At 64.6% G+C, this 17,645-nt stretch carries 13 protein-coding genes and 1 tRNA gene; 7 read left to right on the top strand and 7 right to left on the bottom strand.

The features are described from left to right. Together THSYN_RS03740 and THSYN_RS03735 are read left to right on the top strand one after the other, a co-directional pair. A complete protein-coding gene (locus tag THSYN_RS03740; protein WP_100917958.1) occupies positions 1 to 381 on the top strand; it encodes a DUF1987 domain-containing protein in 381 nt (126 codons plus the stop codon). Continuing rightward, a complete protein-coding gene (locus THSYN_RS03735) occupies positions 374 to 1,552 on the top strand; it encodes a diguanylate cyclase (RefSeq protein ID WP_100917957.1) in 1,179 nt (392 codons plus the stop codon). The genes THSYN_RS03740 and THSYN_RS03735 overlap by 8 nt, the downstream gene beginning before the upstream one ends. Before the next feature lie 244 nt (positions 1,553 to 1,796). On the opposite strand, the gene THSYN_RS03730 is transcribed toward THSYN_RS03735, so the two are convergent. Continuing rightward, positions 1,797 to 1,881: transfer RNA gene (locus THSYN_RS03730), tRNA-Leu, on the bottom strand. A 132-nt stretch (positions 1,882 to 2,013) separates the two neighbouring features. Here THSYN_RS03730 and rnr point away from each other — a divergent pair. Beyond that, entirely contained in the window at positions 2,014 to 4,485 is a 2,472-nt protein-coding gene (gene rnr / locus THSYN_RS03725) for a ribonuclease R (RefSeq protein ID WP_236848789.1), read from the top strand. A gap of 451 nt (positions 4,486 to 4,936) precedes the next feature. Here rnr and THSYN_RS03720 read toward each other — a convergent pair whose 3' ends face one another. Next, the gene (locus tag THSYN_RS03720) at positions 4,937 to 5,947 is read right to left on the bottom strand and encodes an IS1 family transposase (protein ID WP_100917404.1); all 1,011 of its coding nucleotides are present in this window, start codon (positions 5,945 to 5,947) and stop codon (positions 4,937 to 4,939) included. 331 nt (positions 5,948 to 6,278) lie between these two features. Here THSYN_RS03720 and THSYN_RS33405 point away from each other — a divergent pair, with 331 nt between their 5' ends. The 4 genes from THSYN_RS33405 to THSYN_RS03700 all read left to right on the top strand — a co-directional run bounded on the left by THSYN_RS33405 (position 6,279) and on the right by THSYN_RS03700 (position 10,312). Continuing rightward, positions 6,279 to 6,419 carry a hypothetical protein gene (locus THSYN_RS33405; protein ID WP_157817440.1) on the top strand — a complete coding sequence of 47 codons (141 nt, stop codon included), beginning with the start codon at positions 6,279 to 6,281 and terminating at the stop codon, positions 6,417 to 6,419. Between the two features lie 81 nt (positions 6,420 to 6,500). Then, complete coding sequence (locus THSYN_RS03710) at positions 6,501 to 7,877, top strand: KGGVGR-motif variant AAA ATPase (protein WP_157817439.1); 1,377 nt, start codon at positions 6,501 to 6,503, stop codon at positions 7,875 to 7,877. Next, positions 7,874 to 9,337, top strand: coding sequence for a hypothetical protein (locus tag THSYN_RS03705; protein WP_100917954.1), 1,464 nt, complete (start codon positions 7,874 to 7,876; stop codon positions 9,335 to 9,337). The genes THSYN_RS03710 and THSYN_RS03705 overlap by 4 nt, the downstream gene beginning before the upstream one ends. A gap of 60 nt (positions 9,338 to 9,397) precedes the next feature. Continuing rightward, positions 9,398 to 10,312 carry an AAA family ATPase gene (locus THSYN_RS03700; RefSeq protein ID WP_100917953.1) on the top strand — a complete coding sequence of 305 codons (915 nt, stop codon included), beginning with the start codon at positions 9,398 to 9,400 and terminating at the stop codon, positions 10,310 to 10,312. Here THSYN_RS03700 and THSYN_RS03695 read toward each other — a convergent pair. From THSYN_RS03695 to THSYN_RS03675, 5 genes are all read right to left on the bottom strand, one after another. After that, positions 10,244 to 11,386, bottom strand: coding sequence for a DNA cytosine methyltransferase (locus THSYN_RS03695; protein WP_100917952.1), 1,143 nt, complete (start codon positions 11,384 to 11,386; stop codon positions 10,244 to 10,246). The genes THSYN_RS03700 and THSYN_RS03695 overlap by 69 nt on opposite strands. Further along, positions 11,386 to 12,222, bottom strand: coding sequence for a hypothetical protein (locus THSYN_RS03690; protein ID WP_157817438.1), 837 nt, complete (start codon positions 12,220 to 12,222; stop codon positions 11,386 to 11,388). The genes THSYN_RS03695 and THSYN_RS03690 overlap by 1 nt, the downstream gene beginning before the upstream one ends. Before the next feature lie 297 nt (positions 12,223 to 12,519). Further along, positions 12,520 to 14,505, bottom strand: a complete 1,986-nt coding sequence (locus tag THSYN_RS03685; protein WP_216644673.1) for a tetratricopeptide repeat protein — start codon at positions 14,503 to 14,505, stop codon at positions 12,520 to 12,522. A 59-nt stretch (positions 14,506 to 14,564) separates the two neighbouring features. After that, positions 14,565 to 16,550 (bottom strand): tetratricopeptide repeat protein, encoded by a 1,986-nt coding sequence (locus tag THSYN_RS03680; protein WP_216644672.1) that lies wholly within the window; start codon positions 16,548 to 16,550, stop codon positions 14,565 to 14,567. Positions 16,551 to 16,694: 144 nt separating this feature from the next. Then, entirely contained in the window at positions 16,695 to 17,636 is a 942-nt protein-coding gene (locus tag THSYN_RS03675) for a diacylglycerol kinase catalytic domain-containing protein (protein WP_100917950.1), read from the bottom strand. Between the last annotated feature and the right edge of the window lie 9 nt (positions 17,637 to 17,645).

The raw sequence follows: 17,645 nt of genomic DNA, 5'->3' as shown, positions 1-17,645 counted from the left end.
ATGGAATCACTCGACCTGCCGCAGACCCGCACGACCCCGCGCGTGTCTTTTGCCCTGCAGACCCGTACCCTGACCCTGCAGGGCGAATCCTATCCGGAAAACTCATTCCAGTTTTTCGAGCCGATTCTGGCCTGGGTGGACGGCTATCTCGGCGAGCGCCGGGAGGCCATCACCATCGCGGTGAATATGCCCTATATGAACAGCAGCAGCACCAAGTGCATGCTCGACCTGCTCGACCGCTTCGAGGACGCCTGGCGCCACGGCCAGCCGGTCCTGATGCACTGGTATTACGACCCGGACAATGGCCGGGCACTGGAACTCGCGGAGGAATTCAGGGAGGAGGTCAGCTTCCCGTTCGAGACGGTCCCTGCCCGTGGATGACGCGGTCGACCTTGATGACGGCCGCGGGCTCGACGACGGTGTGGGCCCCGCCGAGGCGGCGATCGCCACCCGCGCCCAGGCCCTGCGGGCCGCCCTGGCGGCCGGGATGCCGGTCGACTGGCCGGCCGAATATCGCCTGTTGCTGGAGCGCCATGGGCGGCTCGCCGCGCGTCTGGACAAGGTGCTGGCGATTGCGGACCGCTATCAGGCGTCAAGCCGCGACCTGATCGAACGCCTGGAGGCGGTCAATGGGCAGTTTCGCCAGTTGCGCGAGTTGGGGCTGCCGGTGTGCCGCTATTGCGGCCGGATTCACCTGGACGACCACTACCAGTCCCGGGTCGGGGAGTTCCTGAAGCACCATGCTGACCTGGGGCTCGCCCGCGGGGTCTGCGCGGGCTGTCTCGAGGAGCGTTACGGCGGACGGGTCCGGGCGCCGCTGCCGACGCCCGCCGGGCCGCGCCCGGTCGGCGCGCCGGTATCCGACAGCGCGCTCAACCGGGTGCACGCGACCCTGTCCGACCCGGCGCACGCGGGCTCGCCGCTGGCCGCGCCGCTGGCGGACCTGGCGGAGCGCTATGAGAAGCTCCTGCGCCGGCTGAACAAGTTGGTCCTCATCAGCGACCGCTTTCAGGAGCAACTCCAGGACAGCAACCTGCGCCTGGAGCATCTGGCGAGCACCGATGTATTGACTGGTCTCACCAGCCGGCAGGCCATGAAGACCTGGCTGGAGGTGGAGGTCCGGCGGGCCCGGATCGAACACCGCCCGCTCGCCTTACTGTCCCTGGACGTCGACCACTTCAAGCACGTCAACGACACCTACGGCCACGAAACCGGTGATGCGGTGTTGGCGACGGTCGCCGCCGCGATCCAACGCGACCGGCGCCGCGGCGATGGGGCCGGACGCTGGGGCGGCGAGGAGTTCGTGGTATTGCTGCCCGACTGCCCCTATGAGGGCGCGCTGCCGATCGCCGAGAAGCTGCGCGCGAGCATCGCCGAACAGTGGGTCATCGTCGGCGAGCGGGCGATTTCAGTCACGGTCAGCATCGGCGTGGCCGGCTTCACCCCGGACGACACCGTGGACGACCTGCTGCGCCGTGCCGATCAGGCGATGTACGCGGCCAAGCATGGGGGGCGCAACCGGGTGATGGGCACGGGGTGCGATCAGAACTGATGTGGTGACCGAGATCCCGGGTACGTTGTCGTTGTCGTTGTCGTAATCGAATAATCCGACCACGATTACGACAACGACAACGACAACGCCGCCCGGTCCGAGAGAACGTCCGGTAGCTGTAACTGTAGGGTCCGCTGTGCGGACCAAGCGCCGCCGCCCGGCCCCAGGAGCAAGCCCAAAAAAAAAGCACTGTTTTCACAGTGCTTTATTTGTCTTTTGATCAGCATGTCGGCTGATCAGGAGTTGGTGCCGAGAAGAGGACTCGAACCTCCACGGGTTGCCCCACTAATACCTGAAACTAGCGCGTCTACCAATTCCGCCATCTCGGCTTTTCCGGATCGGGGCGACTCACGGGGGAGACGGCCTGACGGGAGCGGGCATGTTAGTGAGACAGGGCGGGCTTGTCAACGATACACTACACGGTCTTAGCCGCAGACCAAAGACATACTCAGTAACACCACGTGACCAGACGCAAAACTACCGACAACCAGACCGAAGGCCAGGCCGCGGATCCGCAGGCCGTCCCCCCAGATTCCGCGCCGACCGCCCCGTCGCCGCCTAAGAAGCCCCGCCGCAAGCCCGCAGCCAAGGCGACCCAAGAGGCCCCCCGGGCGGATACCCTGCCCATTGAGGCGCCCGGCGTCGCCGCAACTGCGCCAAAGCGCGCCCCCAGGTCCACCCCCAAGCCCGCCGCCAAGGGCACGCGGGAGACCGGCGCCCGGGACAAGGACCCCAACCGCCAGCGCGAGGCGAAGAAATACGAGAACCCCATCCCGAGCCGGGAGTTCATCCTCGACACCCTGACCGCCCACGGCGCCCCGCTCGCCTTCGCCGAGATCGCGGCGACCCTGGAACTGACCACCGAGCCCGACCTCACCGCCCTGGAGCGACGCTTGGGCGCCATGGTTCGGGACGGGCAACTCCTGCGCAACCGCAAGGACGCCTTCTGCATCGTCAACCACAAGGACCTGATCGCCGGGCGGGTGATCGGTCACCCCGACGGCTTCGGCTTCGTGCGGCCGGACGACGGCGGCGACGACCTCTATCTCTACCCCAAGGACATGAAGACGCTGTTCCATGGGGACCGTGTGGTGGTACGGGTCAGCGGGCGCGACCGCCGCGGGCGCCTGGAGGGGTCGCTGGTGGAGACGCTGGAGCGCAACACCCGCACCGTGGTGGGCCGCCTCTATCAGGAGAGCGGCGTCGGCTTCGTGGCGCCGGACAACAAGCGCCTCTCCCACGACGTCATCATCCCCAGTGACCGCCTGGGCGGCGCCACCCACGGCCAGATCGTGGTGGCCGAGATCACCGACCAGCCGACCGGCCGCACCCAGCCCATCGGCCGGGTCCGCGAGGTCCTGGGCGACCACATGGCCCCGGGGATGGAGACCGACATCGCCATCCGCGCCCACGACCTGCCGGTCGCGTGGCCCCCGGAAGTCGCAGCCGAGGTCGCCGGGCTCACCCCGGAGGTACCCGAGTCCGCCAAGGCGGGCCGCACGGACCTGCGCAAGCTCGCGCTCGTCACCATCGACGGGGCCGACGCCCGCGACTTCGACGACGCCGTCTATTGCGAGCGCAAGCCCAAGGGCTGGAAGCTCCTGGTCTCCATCGCCGATGTCTCCTCCTATGTGGTCCCCGGCACCGCGCTCGACACCGAGGCCCTGGAGCGCGGTAACTCGGTCTATTTCCCGGACCGGGTCATCCCCATGCTGCCGGAGGTCCTGTCCAACGGACTGTGCTCACTGAACCCGGACGTGGACCGGCTCTGCATGACCGCGGAACTCTATATCGACGCCGAGGGCAAAGTCACCCGCACCCGCTTCTTCCAGGCGGTGATGCGCTCCAAGGCGCGCCTGACCTATGACCAGGTGGCGGCTATGATCGTGGACCGGGACCCGGCCCTGTGCGAGCAGCATAAAGCGGTGCTGCCCCACCTCCAGGACCTGCACGCACTCTATCTGGTGCTGCACGCCGCCCGGGTGGAGCGCGGGGCCATCGACTTCGACAGCACCGAAACCAAGTTCGAGTTCAACGAGCAGGGCCGCATCAGCGCCGTGGTCCCGGTGGTACGCAACGACGCCCACCGCCTGATCGAGGAGTGCATGTTGGCCGCCAACGTGGCGGCGGCACGGCACTTCGAGCGCAAGAAGATCCCGGCCATCTATCGCATCCACGACCTGCCGAGCCAGGAGAAGTTGAGCGACCTGCGCGAATTCCTGGGCCAACTCGCGCTCAAGCTCCCGGGCGGGGACAAGCCGGTCGCGGCCGACTATGCCCAATTGCTGCGCGAGGTCAAAGACAGGCCCGACCGCGCCCTGATCCAGACGGTGCTCCTGCGCTCCATGCAGCAGGCCATGTACAGCGCCGAGAACGTGGGTCACTTCGGCCTCGCCTTCCCCGCCTACACCCACTTCACCTCCCCCATCCGCCGCTACCCGGATCTGATCGTCCATCGCATCATCAAGCACCTGCTGGCGGACGGCACCGCGGCGGATCTCGACTATTCCAAGTCCGACCTGCAGCAGATCGGCGAGCACTGCTCCGGCACCGAGCGGCGCGCCGACGAGGCGACCCGCGACGCCAACGACTGGCTCAAATGCGAGTTCATGCAGGACAAGCTCGGCGAGCAATTCGACGGCACCATCACCAGCGTCACCTCCTTCGGCATCTTCGTGCAGCTCGACGCCATCCACATCGACGGCCTGGTCCACATCACCGCGCTCGACAACGACTACTACCACTTCGACCCCATCGGCCACCGCCTCCAGGGCGAGCGCAGCGGCAATGTCTACCGCCTGGGCGACCGGCTGCGCATCCAGGTGGCCGCGGTCAATCTGGACGATCGCAAGATCGACTTCGTGCTGGCGCCGGGCGAGGCACCGGCCGAGGGCGGCAAGCCGGACGCGAAGCGGCGGCGGCGCAAGGCCTGACGCGCAGACGACCTGCAATTCCCAGCGGCGCGGGACAATCCCGCACCGCGGGCCGAGGCCTCATCGCAAGAGTCGCGCAGCGACGCTGTGGGAGCGGCTTCAGCCGCGACGAGCCGGGCGGAAAACGCGGCGTCGCAGTTCTTGCGGGCGGGACGGGGCATCCGCCCCGTCCCGAGGGTTTATTCCGGCGCTGAACCCTGCCGCAAGTCTGCGGGTCCGGAGAAAGCGTTTCGGACGGGGCGAATGCCCCGTCCGGCCTGGATTGACTCGTAGCTGGTCGCTGGCAGATGAGCTATACCCCTGACCTTCCAACAACCGCCGGCCTCCAGGTGACAACATCGGTCTTTACTGGCACTCTCGCATGACGTACACCGCAGATTATCGAAGCTCAGCCTACCGTCGGCACTGGTTCAGTTTGGTTCTTCCTTATCCTTATGTTTTTGTAGTATTTTTATAACCTGGGCTGTCGAACTCTAAGGACCTCATCCCACGAGAGTCCCTGCTGGAGAATCCCCAGAGCCACCGCAGGAACCTGTTTTGTCGTGAAGTGGCTGCGAATAAAGTTATGGACAATCCACAACATATCCAATGTTCTTTGCAAACCAGAAATGCTCTTCGCGTACGTATTCGTTCGGCGGCGATAAGCAGAATTCTTTCGCCGAAATGAAGCGTTCGATGCTTCCAAATGATTAGCATGAATATCGGCTGGCGTCACATCTTGATCGGTTTCTGGATGCTCCGGATGAGGGGTTTCGTATTTGGGACGCGAGTGCCCCGTTCTATCAGTTCCTTTCCCTTTATTCTTAAGGCGCACCTTCACACCGCGACGAAGCACTTTCGGTGGGCGGCCGCGTTTTCCGGTTCGCAATACTTCGTGGCAAATTTCAAACAGGAGATTGCCATACCGACGTTCCCCGTCGGTGACTAGAGTGACATCGCCAGTACGCAGGATGACATCTCTAAGTATTTGTATGGCATATGAAAATAGGCTGCGATCCTTTTTCCCGCACTGAAGCGCCCAGATAAATCGACTTGCCCTTTCCATCAGTACGATCGTCCAGCCTTCACAATCCTCCGGGGGGACATTCCTATTCACTTTCGTATAAAGCTCATCACCTTCGATCAGTTGCTCAATAAAGGTGTGCGTCAGGGCATATATGACCAGCACATCCTTGCAATCGGCCAGGCGACGCTCCCATAGGAGCAACGTATTCTTCGCAATCGCGAAGGCCCGGCAGGCGGCGTTCAAGCCGATCCCCTCAGTGCGCGTTTTGAGCACTTGAATGATGAAGCTGGTCGGTTTCCTGAGCCCCTCGATAAGGGTGGCTTTGGTCTCGGAAAAGAGCCTATTGCAACTTTGACATCGCCACAGCAAACGCGTACCGTTATGACCGGTTTGATACGTCTTGTGATGCCGACAATTCTGTGAATTGCAATGAGGGCATGTCCATTGTCCGTTCAAGAAGTTCTCACTTATTCAAAAAGTGACGGAAACCCGCGCCGAACTAGATATATTACATATATTTCAATGTCTTGTAAACAGGAATTAAACTGAACCAGTGCCCTACCGTCACCTTGCTGCGGCCGACGCGCTTTTCACTGAGCCCTGTCGGCGTGTAGCCGGTTACCTCTACGGAATAGCGGCCGAGTGTGCCATCAAGGCGATGATGGACGAGGCGGGACTGCGAGCGCTTCCTGAAGCACAGCGCTCAGACGACGCATATTACAAACACTTCCCGCGGTTACGCACCATGGTTCGCGACCGTTTGCAGGGGCGCCGCGGCGGCCCACTCTTGAGATTCATAGAGGACCAGGCGTTTATGGAGCACTGGCATACCGATATGTGCTATTGCAAAGGTAACGAGATCGACGATTCCTGGATCAGCGCCTGGCAGACACAGGCACGTAATGCCGTCGCCGCAATCGGCACCTGAGGACCGATCATGACGATTCGATTCGACGATAGCCTCCCTACCCTTGCGAGAGTCGTGGCGGAAGCGCTTGGCGAAGAGACATTGTCCGCGGGAGTCGCTCTGCGCGACACGACCGGGCGCCTCTGCTTTTTCGCCGATTCCGAGTTGGACGAGACGGCTGTCAAGACCCTTTCGGACCGGCTTCGCCTGGCCCTCGGGCCCTATGCACGGTCGGATCGGGTCGCCGCCGGGGCTGACGCCTACGGTGTCACGCCGATCCTGGCGGACCCCGCCGCTCTGACCGTCACCGCCGGGGCCTACCGCGTCCGACTCCTGGATCGTCGGTTAGTCGGCGCCGATTGGCTGCGCGCGCCCTTTCCGGCCGCGCCGCCGCCACCGCGCTTCGTCTTCGCGAGCCTGAAGGGCGGGGTCGGCCGGTCCACGGCGCTTGCGGTCACGGCCGCGGATTTGGCCGCTCGCGGCCTGCGCGTGCTGACAATCGACCTAGACCTGGAAGCACCCGGTCTGGGGCCGATGCTCTTGGACGAGGGCACCTTGCCTGAATTCGGCGTGCTCGACGCCTTGGTGGAAAACGGGCTTGCGCCACTTGACGCGACCTTTCTGACCGATCTGGTCGGACCCTCCGGGTTGGCTGGCGGACGCGGACGGATCGATGTCATTCCAGTGCTAGGTCGGCGATCCTTGAGTCACCCCGCGGATGTGCTCGCCAAGATCGCGCGCGCCTATGTAGAAGACATCGGGCCTGAAGGTCAGGTGACCACGCTGCTCGACCAGATCCGCGCACTGGTGGATGCCTTCGCCGATCCGCACCGCTACGACGCGATCCTGGTGGACGCGCGCGCCGGGCTGCATGAGACCACCGCCGCGGCACTCCTGGGGCTCGGCGCGGAGGTGTTCTTGTTCGGTCTCGATGAACCGCAGACGTATCAGGGATTCGAGGTGCTGTTGTCCCATTTGGCGCGATTCGTCGATCGGGCGCAGGGCGCGCCTGAATGGCTCGACCGCCTCACCCTGGTCCAGGGCAAGATGCAGAAGACCCTGGATGCTGCGGCATTCGCCGAGCGTTGCCGGACCCTGTTTACTGACGTCGGACTCGGGCCAGCCCCGCTGCGGGTGGACCCGGAATTACCAGTGGTGGGCGCCTTCAGTGACATACCCTGGGACGACACGGCACCAGATGCGGCCGTGCTCCCGGACGAAGATTGGCAACCGCGGATACCGCTGGCCGTGGCCGATGACCCCCGGTTTCGCGGCTTCGACCCGCAGGCGCGACAGGATCTGCTGGTTGAGCGGGTCTATCGGCCGGCCTTCGGCCAGTTGCTGGACCAAATCCATGACACGCTGCCGATTACGATACCTGTCGATTCGGATTCGGTCCTGGCGGGCGCACCGAGCATCGGAGTCGGTTCCCTGCGGCGCTCGGACGCTGAGCCACCCGAAAATGAGGACGTGGGATGAGCCTCCCCGCCGACGCCTTCCAGGCCATCCGCAGTGCCATCGCCGCGATCCCGCCGGACGCCTCCGCCGACGCGGTTGGCGCGAATGCGGCAAGACTCGATGAGATCTATGCCCCGGAGACCCACGCCGCGGCCCTGGACCCGGCGACACCCATCGTTCTGGGCTCGCGCGGGAGCGGCAAGAGCTTCTGGGCCAGCGTGCTCTTCCAGTCAGACACCCGCGAGGCGGCAGCGCGTGCCTATCCCAGGCTCGGGCTGGACCGGATTGAGGTCCGTTTTGGCTATACGGGCATCGGCGGCCCCGACGGCGTGTCGGTGGATGCCATCGACAAAGCCGTTGCACCGAACGGTAGCCACGACGACGCAAAGGCGTTTTGGTGGGCCACCATCCTGAGTGCAGCGGATCGCTCTGCCGGCAATGAGACCGCGCGACCGAGCGTCTTCTTGGACCTGGCGCGTGATTACGAGGCCCGCGAAGATCAGCTCCTTGCCCATGAAAACCGGCTGCGGGCCGCGGGTAAGAGCCTGCTGGTGGTCTACGACGCCCTGGATACCGTGGCGCGGACCTGGCCCAGGAGGCGCCTGCTGACCGAGACCCTGCTGGAGGTGGTGTGGGCCATGCGCGCGTACCGTGCGATCCGCCTCAAGCTCTTCCTGCGGCCGGATCAACTCGACGACGATGCACTGCGCTTCGTGGAGTTGCCGAAGCTGCGCACCGGCGCCATTCGGCTCGATTGGACCGCGTGGGATCTCTACGGTCTGCTCTTCGCCCGGTTGGCGCTGGCCCCGGACGACGATGCTAGGACTGCATTCGCGGCGCTGCTCCAGTTGAATAACCTCCCGCAGGGGAATCGGGATTCTATCCTTACCCACCGTTGGCCTTTGGCATACATACCCACGGATCAGAAGACGCTCATGACGGCACTCGCTGGACCCTACATGGGGCAGGGTGCCTATGCCTATAAGAAAGGCAATACCTACGACTGGCCAATGACGCACCTGGGCGATGCTAGGGCAGAGGTCACGCCCCGCAGTTTTCTCGGCATGATGATCGCTGCCGCCCGTCACCTCACCCCGCCGGTTGACCGGGTCATCACCCCCGAGGGCATCCGTCACGGGCTGCGTGCCGCATCCAAGACCCGGGTGGATCAGTTGCACCAGGAGTTTCCCTGGATCAAGGGGGTGCTGGCCCCGCTTGCCGGTCTGCTGTTACCGCGGGTGGAGGAGGATGTGTATCACGTCTGGAGCAATGCGCTGACCGTGCAGCGGCTCATTGCCGATGCCGAAAACAACTACCTGCCGCCATTCCCCGACCCCGAGCGACAGGGCGAGCATGAATTATTCGTCGCCCTCGAACGCATCGGTGTCATGTTCCGACGTAAGGACGGTCGTCTCGACATGCCTGATCTCTTCCGGGTCGCGGCGAAGCTGTTAAGGAGGGGGGGCATTGCGCCGGTGTAGGGTAGCCAAGCGGCGGCCCCGGCGCGCAACTGCGGCCATAGCCAAGATGAAGAATTGACCATGGGCGATCTCGGAAAGCTGGACCGAATAAAGGTCGAAGGCTACAAGTCGATCGAGCGACTCGACTTGCGCCTGAAGCCCTTGAACATCCTCCTCGGCGCCAACGGCGCCGGTAAGTCGAACTTCATCGGGCTGTTCAGGTTCGTCAACCAACTACTGAACAAGAATCTGCAATTTCATGTCGCCCAGCAGCTTGGTGCGGACAAGCTGCTCTTTCTTGGACGCAAGCGAACCAGTGCACTGACGATCGACCTGCACTTTACGCCGAACGCCTACAGTGTCACATTGGCTCCGGACGCGGCCGGAGGGCTGCTATTCAAAGAGGAAGTATGCAAATTCTTCGGCTACTCCATCGGCTATTCGGGAGGCACCAAGAATTATCACTTGGGAACTCCCGGCGCCAGAGAATCGGCACTACCCGACCAGCCGCACAGCAAAGATGCGAGCGGCCATGTCGTCGGCTACCTGCGGGATTGGAAGGTCTACCACTTCCATGACACGAGCGAATCCGCAAGAGTCAAGCAGCCCGGCCGCATCGACGAGACAGCGGCCCTCCTTCCCCAGGCGGACAACTTAGCTGCCTTTCTGCGCGCCCTGCGCGACACCCCGGCCTACGCCTTGATTGTCAGAACCATTCAACGGGTGGCGCCGTTCTTTCTCGACTTCGTTCTCGAACCAGAGCCGCACAACCCCCGGCAGATCCGGTTGCGCTGGCGGCACCGCGACTGCGACGACACCTTCGATGCCGGCGACTTCTCCGACGGCACCCTGCGTTTCATCTGTATGACCACCTTGCTGCTCCAGCCGCGGCTTCCGACGATCATCCTTCTCGCAAAGAGTTCTCGTTCATACCTCGGCCTTGCGTTTCCCAAAGCTTGCGCCTCCGCGATGGTACCGCATACGGCGATCCCGTAATTCTTCGGGAGTGAGAAGCAGCCCGTTCGGCCGGTCATTGGGGTTGCCAAGGGACGCGTCGGGATCCAACGCCCAACCCTGCAAGTAAGCGATAAATGCACCTACAACGCGAGCCAGCGGTGGCGGCACCGCATTTCCCACCTGGCGGTATTGCTGCAAGCGGGATATTGAATCGGGCCAAATAAACGAATCAGAGAAGCCCTGTAAGCGAGCACTCTCCCGCACCGATATAACACGGTTGTAGAGATAGTGGACCGGTCGAAGCGGCGAGAAGTTACCACTTCCCGCGCGAAGCGTGTACCCCGGTCTGTCAGGATGTAGTCTGTCATGATAGGAACCGGGATCCCTTTTTCCTGGCGCAAGGCGCGCGAAGGCTTCGGTCATCCGTGGCGTGTGCTCCGTGCGAACGTGATTAGGAATGGCTGCTGCCGCTGGCTCCTCGACATCGGGCAGATCGCTTAGGGCGTCGCGGCATGTAACGTAGGGAACATGAAATAAATCAGGAATAGCTGCGTGCGTGGGACCGGGTGGGAACGGGAACCGCGAGCGTCCCTTGATAGCGACCAGGATCAGTCTTTTCCGGTTCTGCGGCACTCCGTAATCGGCTGCGTTGAGAATTCCGTACTTAACTCGGTAACCCATGCTGGTGAGTTGAGCTTCGATGTCGTCGATAACCGCACCATCATGAGCGCTGATTAATGAAGGCACGTTCTCAAAAATCACGGCCCGCGGGTTGGTCTGGCAAATCAGGCGAAGATACTCCTGTATGAGCTGTGCTCGCGGATCGGCGAGACCAAGCCGCTTTCCGACAATACTAAATGGCTGGCATGGGGGGCCGCCGACAAGAAGATCCACGGATGCAATGCCGGCGCTTGAAAGCAAGTCATGACCGCTGAGTGCGGCCACGTCAGCGAGTAATGAGTGACTGCCGCGATAAGCATGATTATACTCGAATACATCAACACTAGGCCGGTCATGGTCGACGCCGAGACGAACGTCATAACCAGCGTCGAGAAGCCCGGCGCTCATGCCTCCGCAGCCACTGAAAAGCTCGATAGCAGTGGGGCGACCCATCAAAGAACCACCGGACGTGTGTGACGAATGAATTCTCTTTGCTTCTCAGACAGTACCAAGCGATAGCAGGCTGATCGGACCACTATCAGGTCGCTCGGTTCAGTCGTAGCATTGAACTCGAGTATATGCATGAGACCACGTTCATCGACTTTGAGAGCAAGTGGTCTGACTTCGTGATCCGGGAAGTAATCCCCACTAAAGGCGACCATTGCTGATATTTGCACGCGGTTCACGGGATCCGCCACGGCCTTCGCCTCAATGGGTACGACCACGGGTATTTCGTCATCGCGAAACGCCACGCCCACGTCCAACTCATCCAGTTCTGCCTGGCCTATGCCGACGACACTCTTTCGGACGTGCGAACGCAGCCTGTATATACGCAGTCCCGTGAAGTGATCGAAGAGCTTGCAATAGCTTGCGACAGTGAGGAGTGCCTGTTCATCGACATCCGCCAAGTCTTCGGGCAACAGTCGACGGACTGGTATCGGCGTGAGATCAAGCGCCTCAATCGGTTTGGTGTCAGGAAGATCGATGACCGTGCTCACTGCTTTCTCAAGACGATATTTTCCACGCCCAACCTGACGAAGGATGTAGAAACCCAACGCAATGATCTCTGCTGGGAGGACCGTCCGTGAGCGCATCCTGTAGACGACATCGGCTGGGTTTCGCGCAGTGATCCCAAGTTTCTCTGCGGCCCTTCGCACATCGTCGAGACTGAAGTCGATCGCAATGCAGCCTTCACTGTATTTCTCCTGGAAGATTGCTCTCAGGATCGGTACATAGACTTGGCTAGTGAGCCCGTGCGACTGAAGTAAACGCCCCTCTCCGATCGACACGAACGCTCCCAATCATTCAAAGTAAAAATCCAAGATGCCCGGAGCGCCGAAGCACCTAACCGTGACAACAACGGGCGAGATACAGATCAAACTCAACGTCACTTTATGACCCGCTGAGATGCCTGGATCGGGTTGGTAACAGCTTACCATCCCAATCCCGTTCTCGCTGGATTCCTTCACCGTCACTCGAAAATTCGCACATTCCGCTAACAAGATCAAGTGTCGCGCCGAAAGCGGCGAACGGCGGCGACGCCAGGGTTCCTCCATCCTCGGCTCAAGCCGCCGCCCGGTGACTGGCTACCGCCGCTTCGGCCGACCCGCCCCCGCTGAACCCTTGGTCGAGGCACTCACGGTTGAGTTGATACGCCCTTGCGGTAAAGCCCGCTCCACACGGACCTTGGCCAAGGCCAGCCACCGCTCGTCGCCCGGTTGCTCCGCCAACTGCTCCAGGCTGGCGATGAGGGTGGCGGCGGCCCGCTCATCCCCCCGGGCGCGGCTGAGCATCGCCAGGACACCATAGAGTTCGAAGACCTCCTGGAGGTGCAGCCGCGGCCGTTGGGCCAGCCCGTCCAGCAAACCCTGGGCCTCATCCAGTTCGCCGGCTGGGATCAGGATACTGGCCAGGTTGCAGCGGGCGAACAGATAGTCCGGGTGGGCGGCGATGACCCGCCGCAGCAGGTCACGGCACTCCCGGGTCCGGCCCTGCTGGCCGCGCAGCGCCGCGAGGTTGCCTAAGGCGGTCGGGTGGTCAGGGACGCGCGCCAGGATGGCGTTGAGGTTGGCCTCGGCCGCCTCGAACAGGTGCGCCCGCATCTGGAGCATGGATTCCTCGAGCCGGGTCTGGAGCTTGGTCGGAAGGCCGGTCGACACCGTCTCCCGATGGATCGCGGTCGAGAACACCGTGACCTCCTGCAGCCCGGTGCCGTCCCAGCATTCGACGGCCTCGTTGGCTGCGAGCAGCTTGCGTTGCCGCAGGGCGTTGATGAACCCGAGGCGTTCCTGGATGGTGCCGATGGGCAGCCGCGCCAGGTCGCGCAGGATGGTGGCCGCTGGCCTAGTGGTCGGTCCCGCCGGGGCCCGGACCGCGTGACCCAGCCGCCGTTGCAGAAGATATGCGGCGAGTCCCCTTACCGTCAGGTCGCCGGTCAGGTAGAGCGCCTCCAGATAGTGATCGCTCATGCCCAGCCGGTTGATTCGGGACTCGAGGGCCGCGGCACCGGTCTCGTGAATCCGGCCCATAACGCCCATGGGGAAGGCCCGGCCCAGCGCGAACAAGGCCGGGAAGAGCGGCGGTACGCCATCGCGCTCTAGGATGGCAAGGTTCTCACGGGCGGACGCGAGCCCCGGGTGCTGGGCCAGGGCGCGCTGCCACAGGTCCCGGGCCTGGTCGCCGCGCCCCAACCGGCTGGCGGCGCCGGCGCCGAACAGGAGCCGCATGGCCTCCGGGACGCCGGTCGCCGCATCGCTCCAGTCGGCCTGGTTGCTGCGCTCGAAGGCGTCCCAGGCGGCCTGATCCTCCCGGATCAGGAGCAGGGCGCCGAGCTGGGCCTGGGCATCCTCGGCGCGCCGGGCCTGGGCCTGGGCCAAGGGGACCGCGAGTGCCCGGGCGCCGGTCTCATCACCGCGATAGAACCGCAGTTGCAGGGCCAAACCGAGGGCGCAGAGGTTGCCCGGGTCCTGTTGCCAGGCGTCGAGGGTGGCGGCGAGTGCCTCTTCGCTGCGCCCCGAATGGAAGAGGGCGAGCGCCCGGTTGTTACGGGCGGGGGTGGTGGCGACGCCGTCCAGTTCACGCACGGCCGCGGCGAAGTCGTCGACAGCCATGTAGATCTGCCCGATTTCAACACGCTCCAAATCCTCGCGGGTCGCGTGCGAGCCGTCGGGTTGTTGCATCAGCCCGTCCAAGACTGCGGGGTCGGCAGGGATAGGTTCTGCGATGGCGCCCAGGTCGGCCAAGCGGTCGGCGGCCCGGACTACCAGTAGGGGATATCCGCCCTCGCCGGCGAATTGGACCAGTGCCTCCTGGGCCGCCTGGCTGTTGGGCCGACGGTGCGCCCACTGGTAGGCCGCCAGGGTCGCCGCCCCCGCGCTCCCGGCCTGATCGAGGGCCTCCACCAGCATCCGGTTGGCGGCGCCGTGATCGGGGAAGCGCTGCACCAGGGCGCGCGCCCGCATAACGGCCCGCGTGAAATCCCTGGCCTCGAGCAGGCGCTCGACGGCCTTGAGCTGGGCCGACTCGGGCTGCCGGCCCTTGGCCTGGTCGGTCTTGGACGGTTTCTTCGGCACCGCGGGTCCTCCGGGTTAACAGTGAGCGGGGGCAAGCTGCATCGACATTTTCAATCAGGCTACCCCCCCTTCGGCCGCCCCGCCCCCACCGCACCCCTGACCAAGGACCCGAGGGCCGCCTTGAGCCGCCCGCCCTTGGTCGCCCGCGCCACGCGCTCCTTGGCCATGGCCAGCAGTTGTTCGTCGTCCTCGTCTTCCACCATCTGCTCCAGGCTGGCGATGAGGCCGGCGGCGGCCGCATCATTACCTTGGGCACGGCTCAACATGGCCATGACGCCATAGAGTGCAAACGCCTCCTGGATGTGCATCCGCGGCCGTTCGGCGAGGCCCTCCAGCAGCGCCTTGGCCGCGTCCAGGTCGCCCTCTTCGATCAGCAGACCGGCCAGGTTGCAGCGGGCAAACAGATAGTCCGGGTGGATCTCGACCACGCGGCGCAGGATGTCCCGGCACTCGTCACCCCGGCCCTGACGGGCACGCAGCGCCGCCAGGTTGCCAAGGACGCTCTGCTGGTCCGGGGCGCGCGCCAGGATGGTGTTGATGGCGGTCTCGGCCGCCTCGAGCCGACCGGCCCGCAGATGGTTCACTGCCTCACCATGCAGCCTCATGAGGTCCGGGGTAAGGTCACTCGGCACGGGCTCCCGGGTAATCTCGGTCGAGATCAACTGGGCCTCCTGCAATGCCGTACCGTCCCAGAACTTGACGGCCTCGCCCGCGGCGATCAACTTGCGTTTCCGCAGGGCGTCGAGGAAGCCAAGACGCTCCTGACTGGTGCCGATGGGCAGCCGGGCCAGGTCGCGCAGGATGGTCGCCGCCCGCCGGGTGCTCGGCCCCGCGGCGGCCGGGGCCGCGTGATCGAGTCGGCGTTGCAGCAGATAGGTCACGGTGGTGCGCACGGTCGCGTCGCCGGTCAGATAGATGGCCTCCAGATAGGCGTCGTTGATGCCCCACTGGTCGATCCGGGCGTCGAGGCCCGTGGCGCCGCCCTGGCGCAACCTGTCCAACACGCCGATGGGGATCACCTGGCCCAGGTCGAACAGGGCCGGGTAGGCGGGCGGCACGCCATCGCGTTTCAGGGCGGCAAGGTTCTCCTCGGCGCAGGCGAGCCCCGGGTGCCGGTCCAGGGCGCGCTTCCACAGGGTCCGGGCCTGGTCGCCGCGACCAAGGCGGCTGGCGGCGCCTCCGCCGAACAGGAGGCGCATGGCCTCCGGGGTGCCCGTCGCCTCACCGATCCAAGTGGCCTGGTTGGTGCGCTCGAAGGCATCCCAGGCGGCCTGGTCCTCCCAGATCAGGAGCAGGGCGCCGAGTTGGGCCTGGGCATCCTCGATGCGCCGTGCCGACGCCTGGGCCAGGGGGACGGCGAGCCCCCGGGCGCCGCCCTCATCGCCCCGATACAGGCGCAGTTGCAGGGCCCAACCCAGGGCGAAGAGGTTGCCCGGGTCCAGTTGCCAGGCGTCGAGCGCGGCGCTCAGCGCCTCCGCGCTGCGCCCCAGATGGAAGAGTGCGAGCACCCGGTTGTTGCGTGCGGGGGTCACGGCGACGCCGGCCAATTCACGCGCGGCGCCGGCGTAGTCCTGGGCCTCCAGGTGCAGCTTGCCGATCTCGAAACGCTCCATGTCCGCCAGGGTCGCCTGGGAGCCGTCGGGCTGTTGCAGCACTTCGGCCAAGGCCGCAGGCTCGGCATGGAAGCGTTCCGTCGCGGCGCCCAGGTCAGTCAAGCGTTCAAGGGCGCGGGATGCCAGCAGGGCATAGTCGCGCTCCATGGCGAGCTGGAAGAGCACCTCCTGGGCCTCCCGGCTGTTGGGCCGGCGCTGCGCCCACTGGTGGGCGGCCAGGGTGGCCGCGCCCCGGCCGCCGGCCTGATACAGGGCATCCACCAGCATTCGGTTGGCGCCGCAGTGATCGGGGAAGCGCTGCACCAGGGCGCGCGCCCGGGCGCTGGCCGAGGCGAAATCGCGGGCCTTGATCAGGCGCTCCACGCCCTTGAGTTGTGCCGGTTCGGGCTGCTGGCCCCTGGCCTGGGTGGTCTTGGACGGTTTTTTCGGCACCGCGGGTCCTCCGGTGTTGGGTGTTGGGCGGGGCGCCAAAGCGATAGGGATGTCGTGCCGCCCGGCGACTCGCCGGACACGCCTGCCGCCCTGAAAAAGGTTCTTGCGCTTAATGCTCTGGCGTGCGAAGGGCCTGTTCCGGCTTCACGTCACCAGCCGCCCCTGCCTGGCGGCGACCCTAATGGTCGCACAGGCACCCGCGTTGAAGCGCACGAAGTCGGACTCGATCCCGTCGCTGAAGATGACCCCGCCCTCCGGCATCCGGGACTCGAGGATCAGCGGGGTGGCGGCCGTGATCTTGCCGAAGGCGATCTCGGCCGCCGAGGTCCGGCTCGGCCAGGGCTCCCGGACCGAGAAATACAGATAGTCCGCGTCCCACTGGAATGAGCGGGGTGACGCGAGCTTGAGCGGGTGCCCGGACAGGGCACCCGCGATGCCCCCCGCCCCGCAGATGATACTACGCAGCCAACCCGTGGCGCCCAGGCCGGTGGAGACGATGATGCCGCTCGACGACTGGTCCTCCGCGCGGTCGCCGATGCCGAGCCGATAGCGCGCCGAGGTATGGCTGCGCGGACCGATGAAGAGGTCGTTGACACCGTACAGGGTCTCGCCGGTGTTCAGTCTGGCCTCGGCCATCGTGACGCGGCGGATCGGGCGCCGGTCGGCGAACACCGCGGGCACCACGGCGTCCAGGTCCGCGGGTCGGAAGGGCACCAGGACCCCCTCGATCCTGGCCGGGTCCGGATTGACCCCGATCAGCACCTGTCCGTCGAGATATTTGAGTACGTTCGCCACCAGCCCGTCCTGCCCCAGCACCACGACCGTATCCCGGGCGCCGAACAGGAAGTTCGGGACATAGGCGCGCTCCAGTGCCTGCACCCGCCCGAGCCGCTCCAGACGGTGCTGCGTATCCTGCACCGCCGCCTGATAGCACTGGTCCTCCGCCTGGTATTCGGCGAAGTCCGCGCCCAGGTGCTCCACATAGAAACGCGCCTGGTCGAGCGTATTGAAGCGCACGATCAGCTCCGCGAGCCGCGTGCGCCGCGTGATCAGGACGATCTTGTTTTCGGTCAGCCGGTCGATCATGAGCGCCGC

The organism is Candidatus Thiodictyon syntrophicum (assembly GCF_002813775.1).
Classification (GTDB): Bacteria; Pseudomonadota; Gammaproteobacteria; order Chromatiales; family Chromatiaceae; genus Thiodictyon; species Thiodictyon syntrophicum.
Note: the sequence above shows the minus strand (reverse complement) of the source record. Positions and strands in the feature narration are given on the sequence as shown.

What these genes read in the sequence shown, in the direction of transcription:
- THSYN_RS03740 (WP_100917958.1), top strand. Translation starts at nt 1, where the DNA reads ATGGAATCACTCGACCTGCCGCAGACCCGCACGACCCCGCGCGTGTCT.
- THSYN_RS03705 (WP_100917954.1), top strand. Translation starts at nt 7,874, where the DNA reads ATGAGCCTCCCCGCCGACGCCTTCCAGGCCATCCGCAGTGCCATCGCC.
- THSYN_RS03700 (WP_100917953.1), top strand. Translation starts at nt 9,398, where the DNA reads ATGGGCGATCTCGGAAAGCTGGACCGAATAAAGGTCGAAGGCTACAAG.
- THSYN_RS03695 (WP_100917952.1), bottom strand. Translation starts at nt 11,386, where the DNA reads ATGGGTCGCCCCACTGCTATCGAGCTTTTCAGTGGCTGCGGAGGCATG.
- THSYN_RS03675 (WP_100917950.1), bottom strand. Translation starts at nt 17,636, where the DNA reads ATGATCGACCGGCTGACCGAAAACAAGATCGTCCTGATCACGCGGCGC.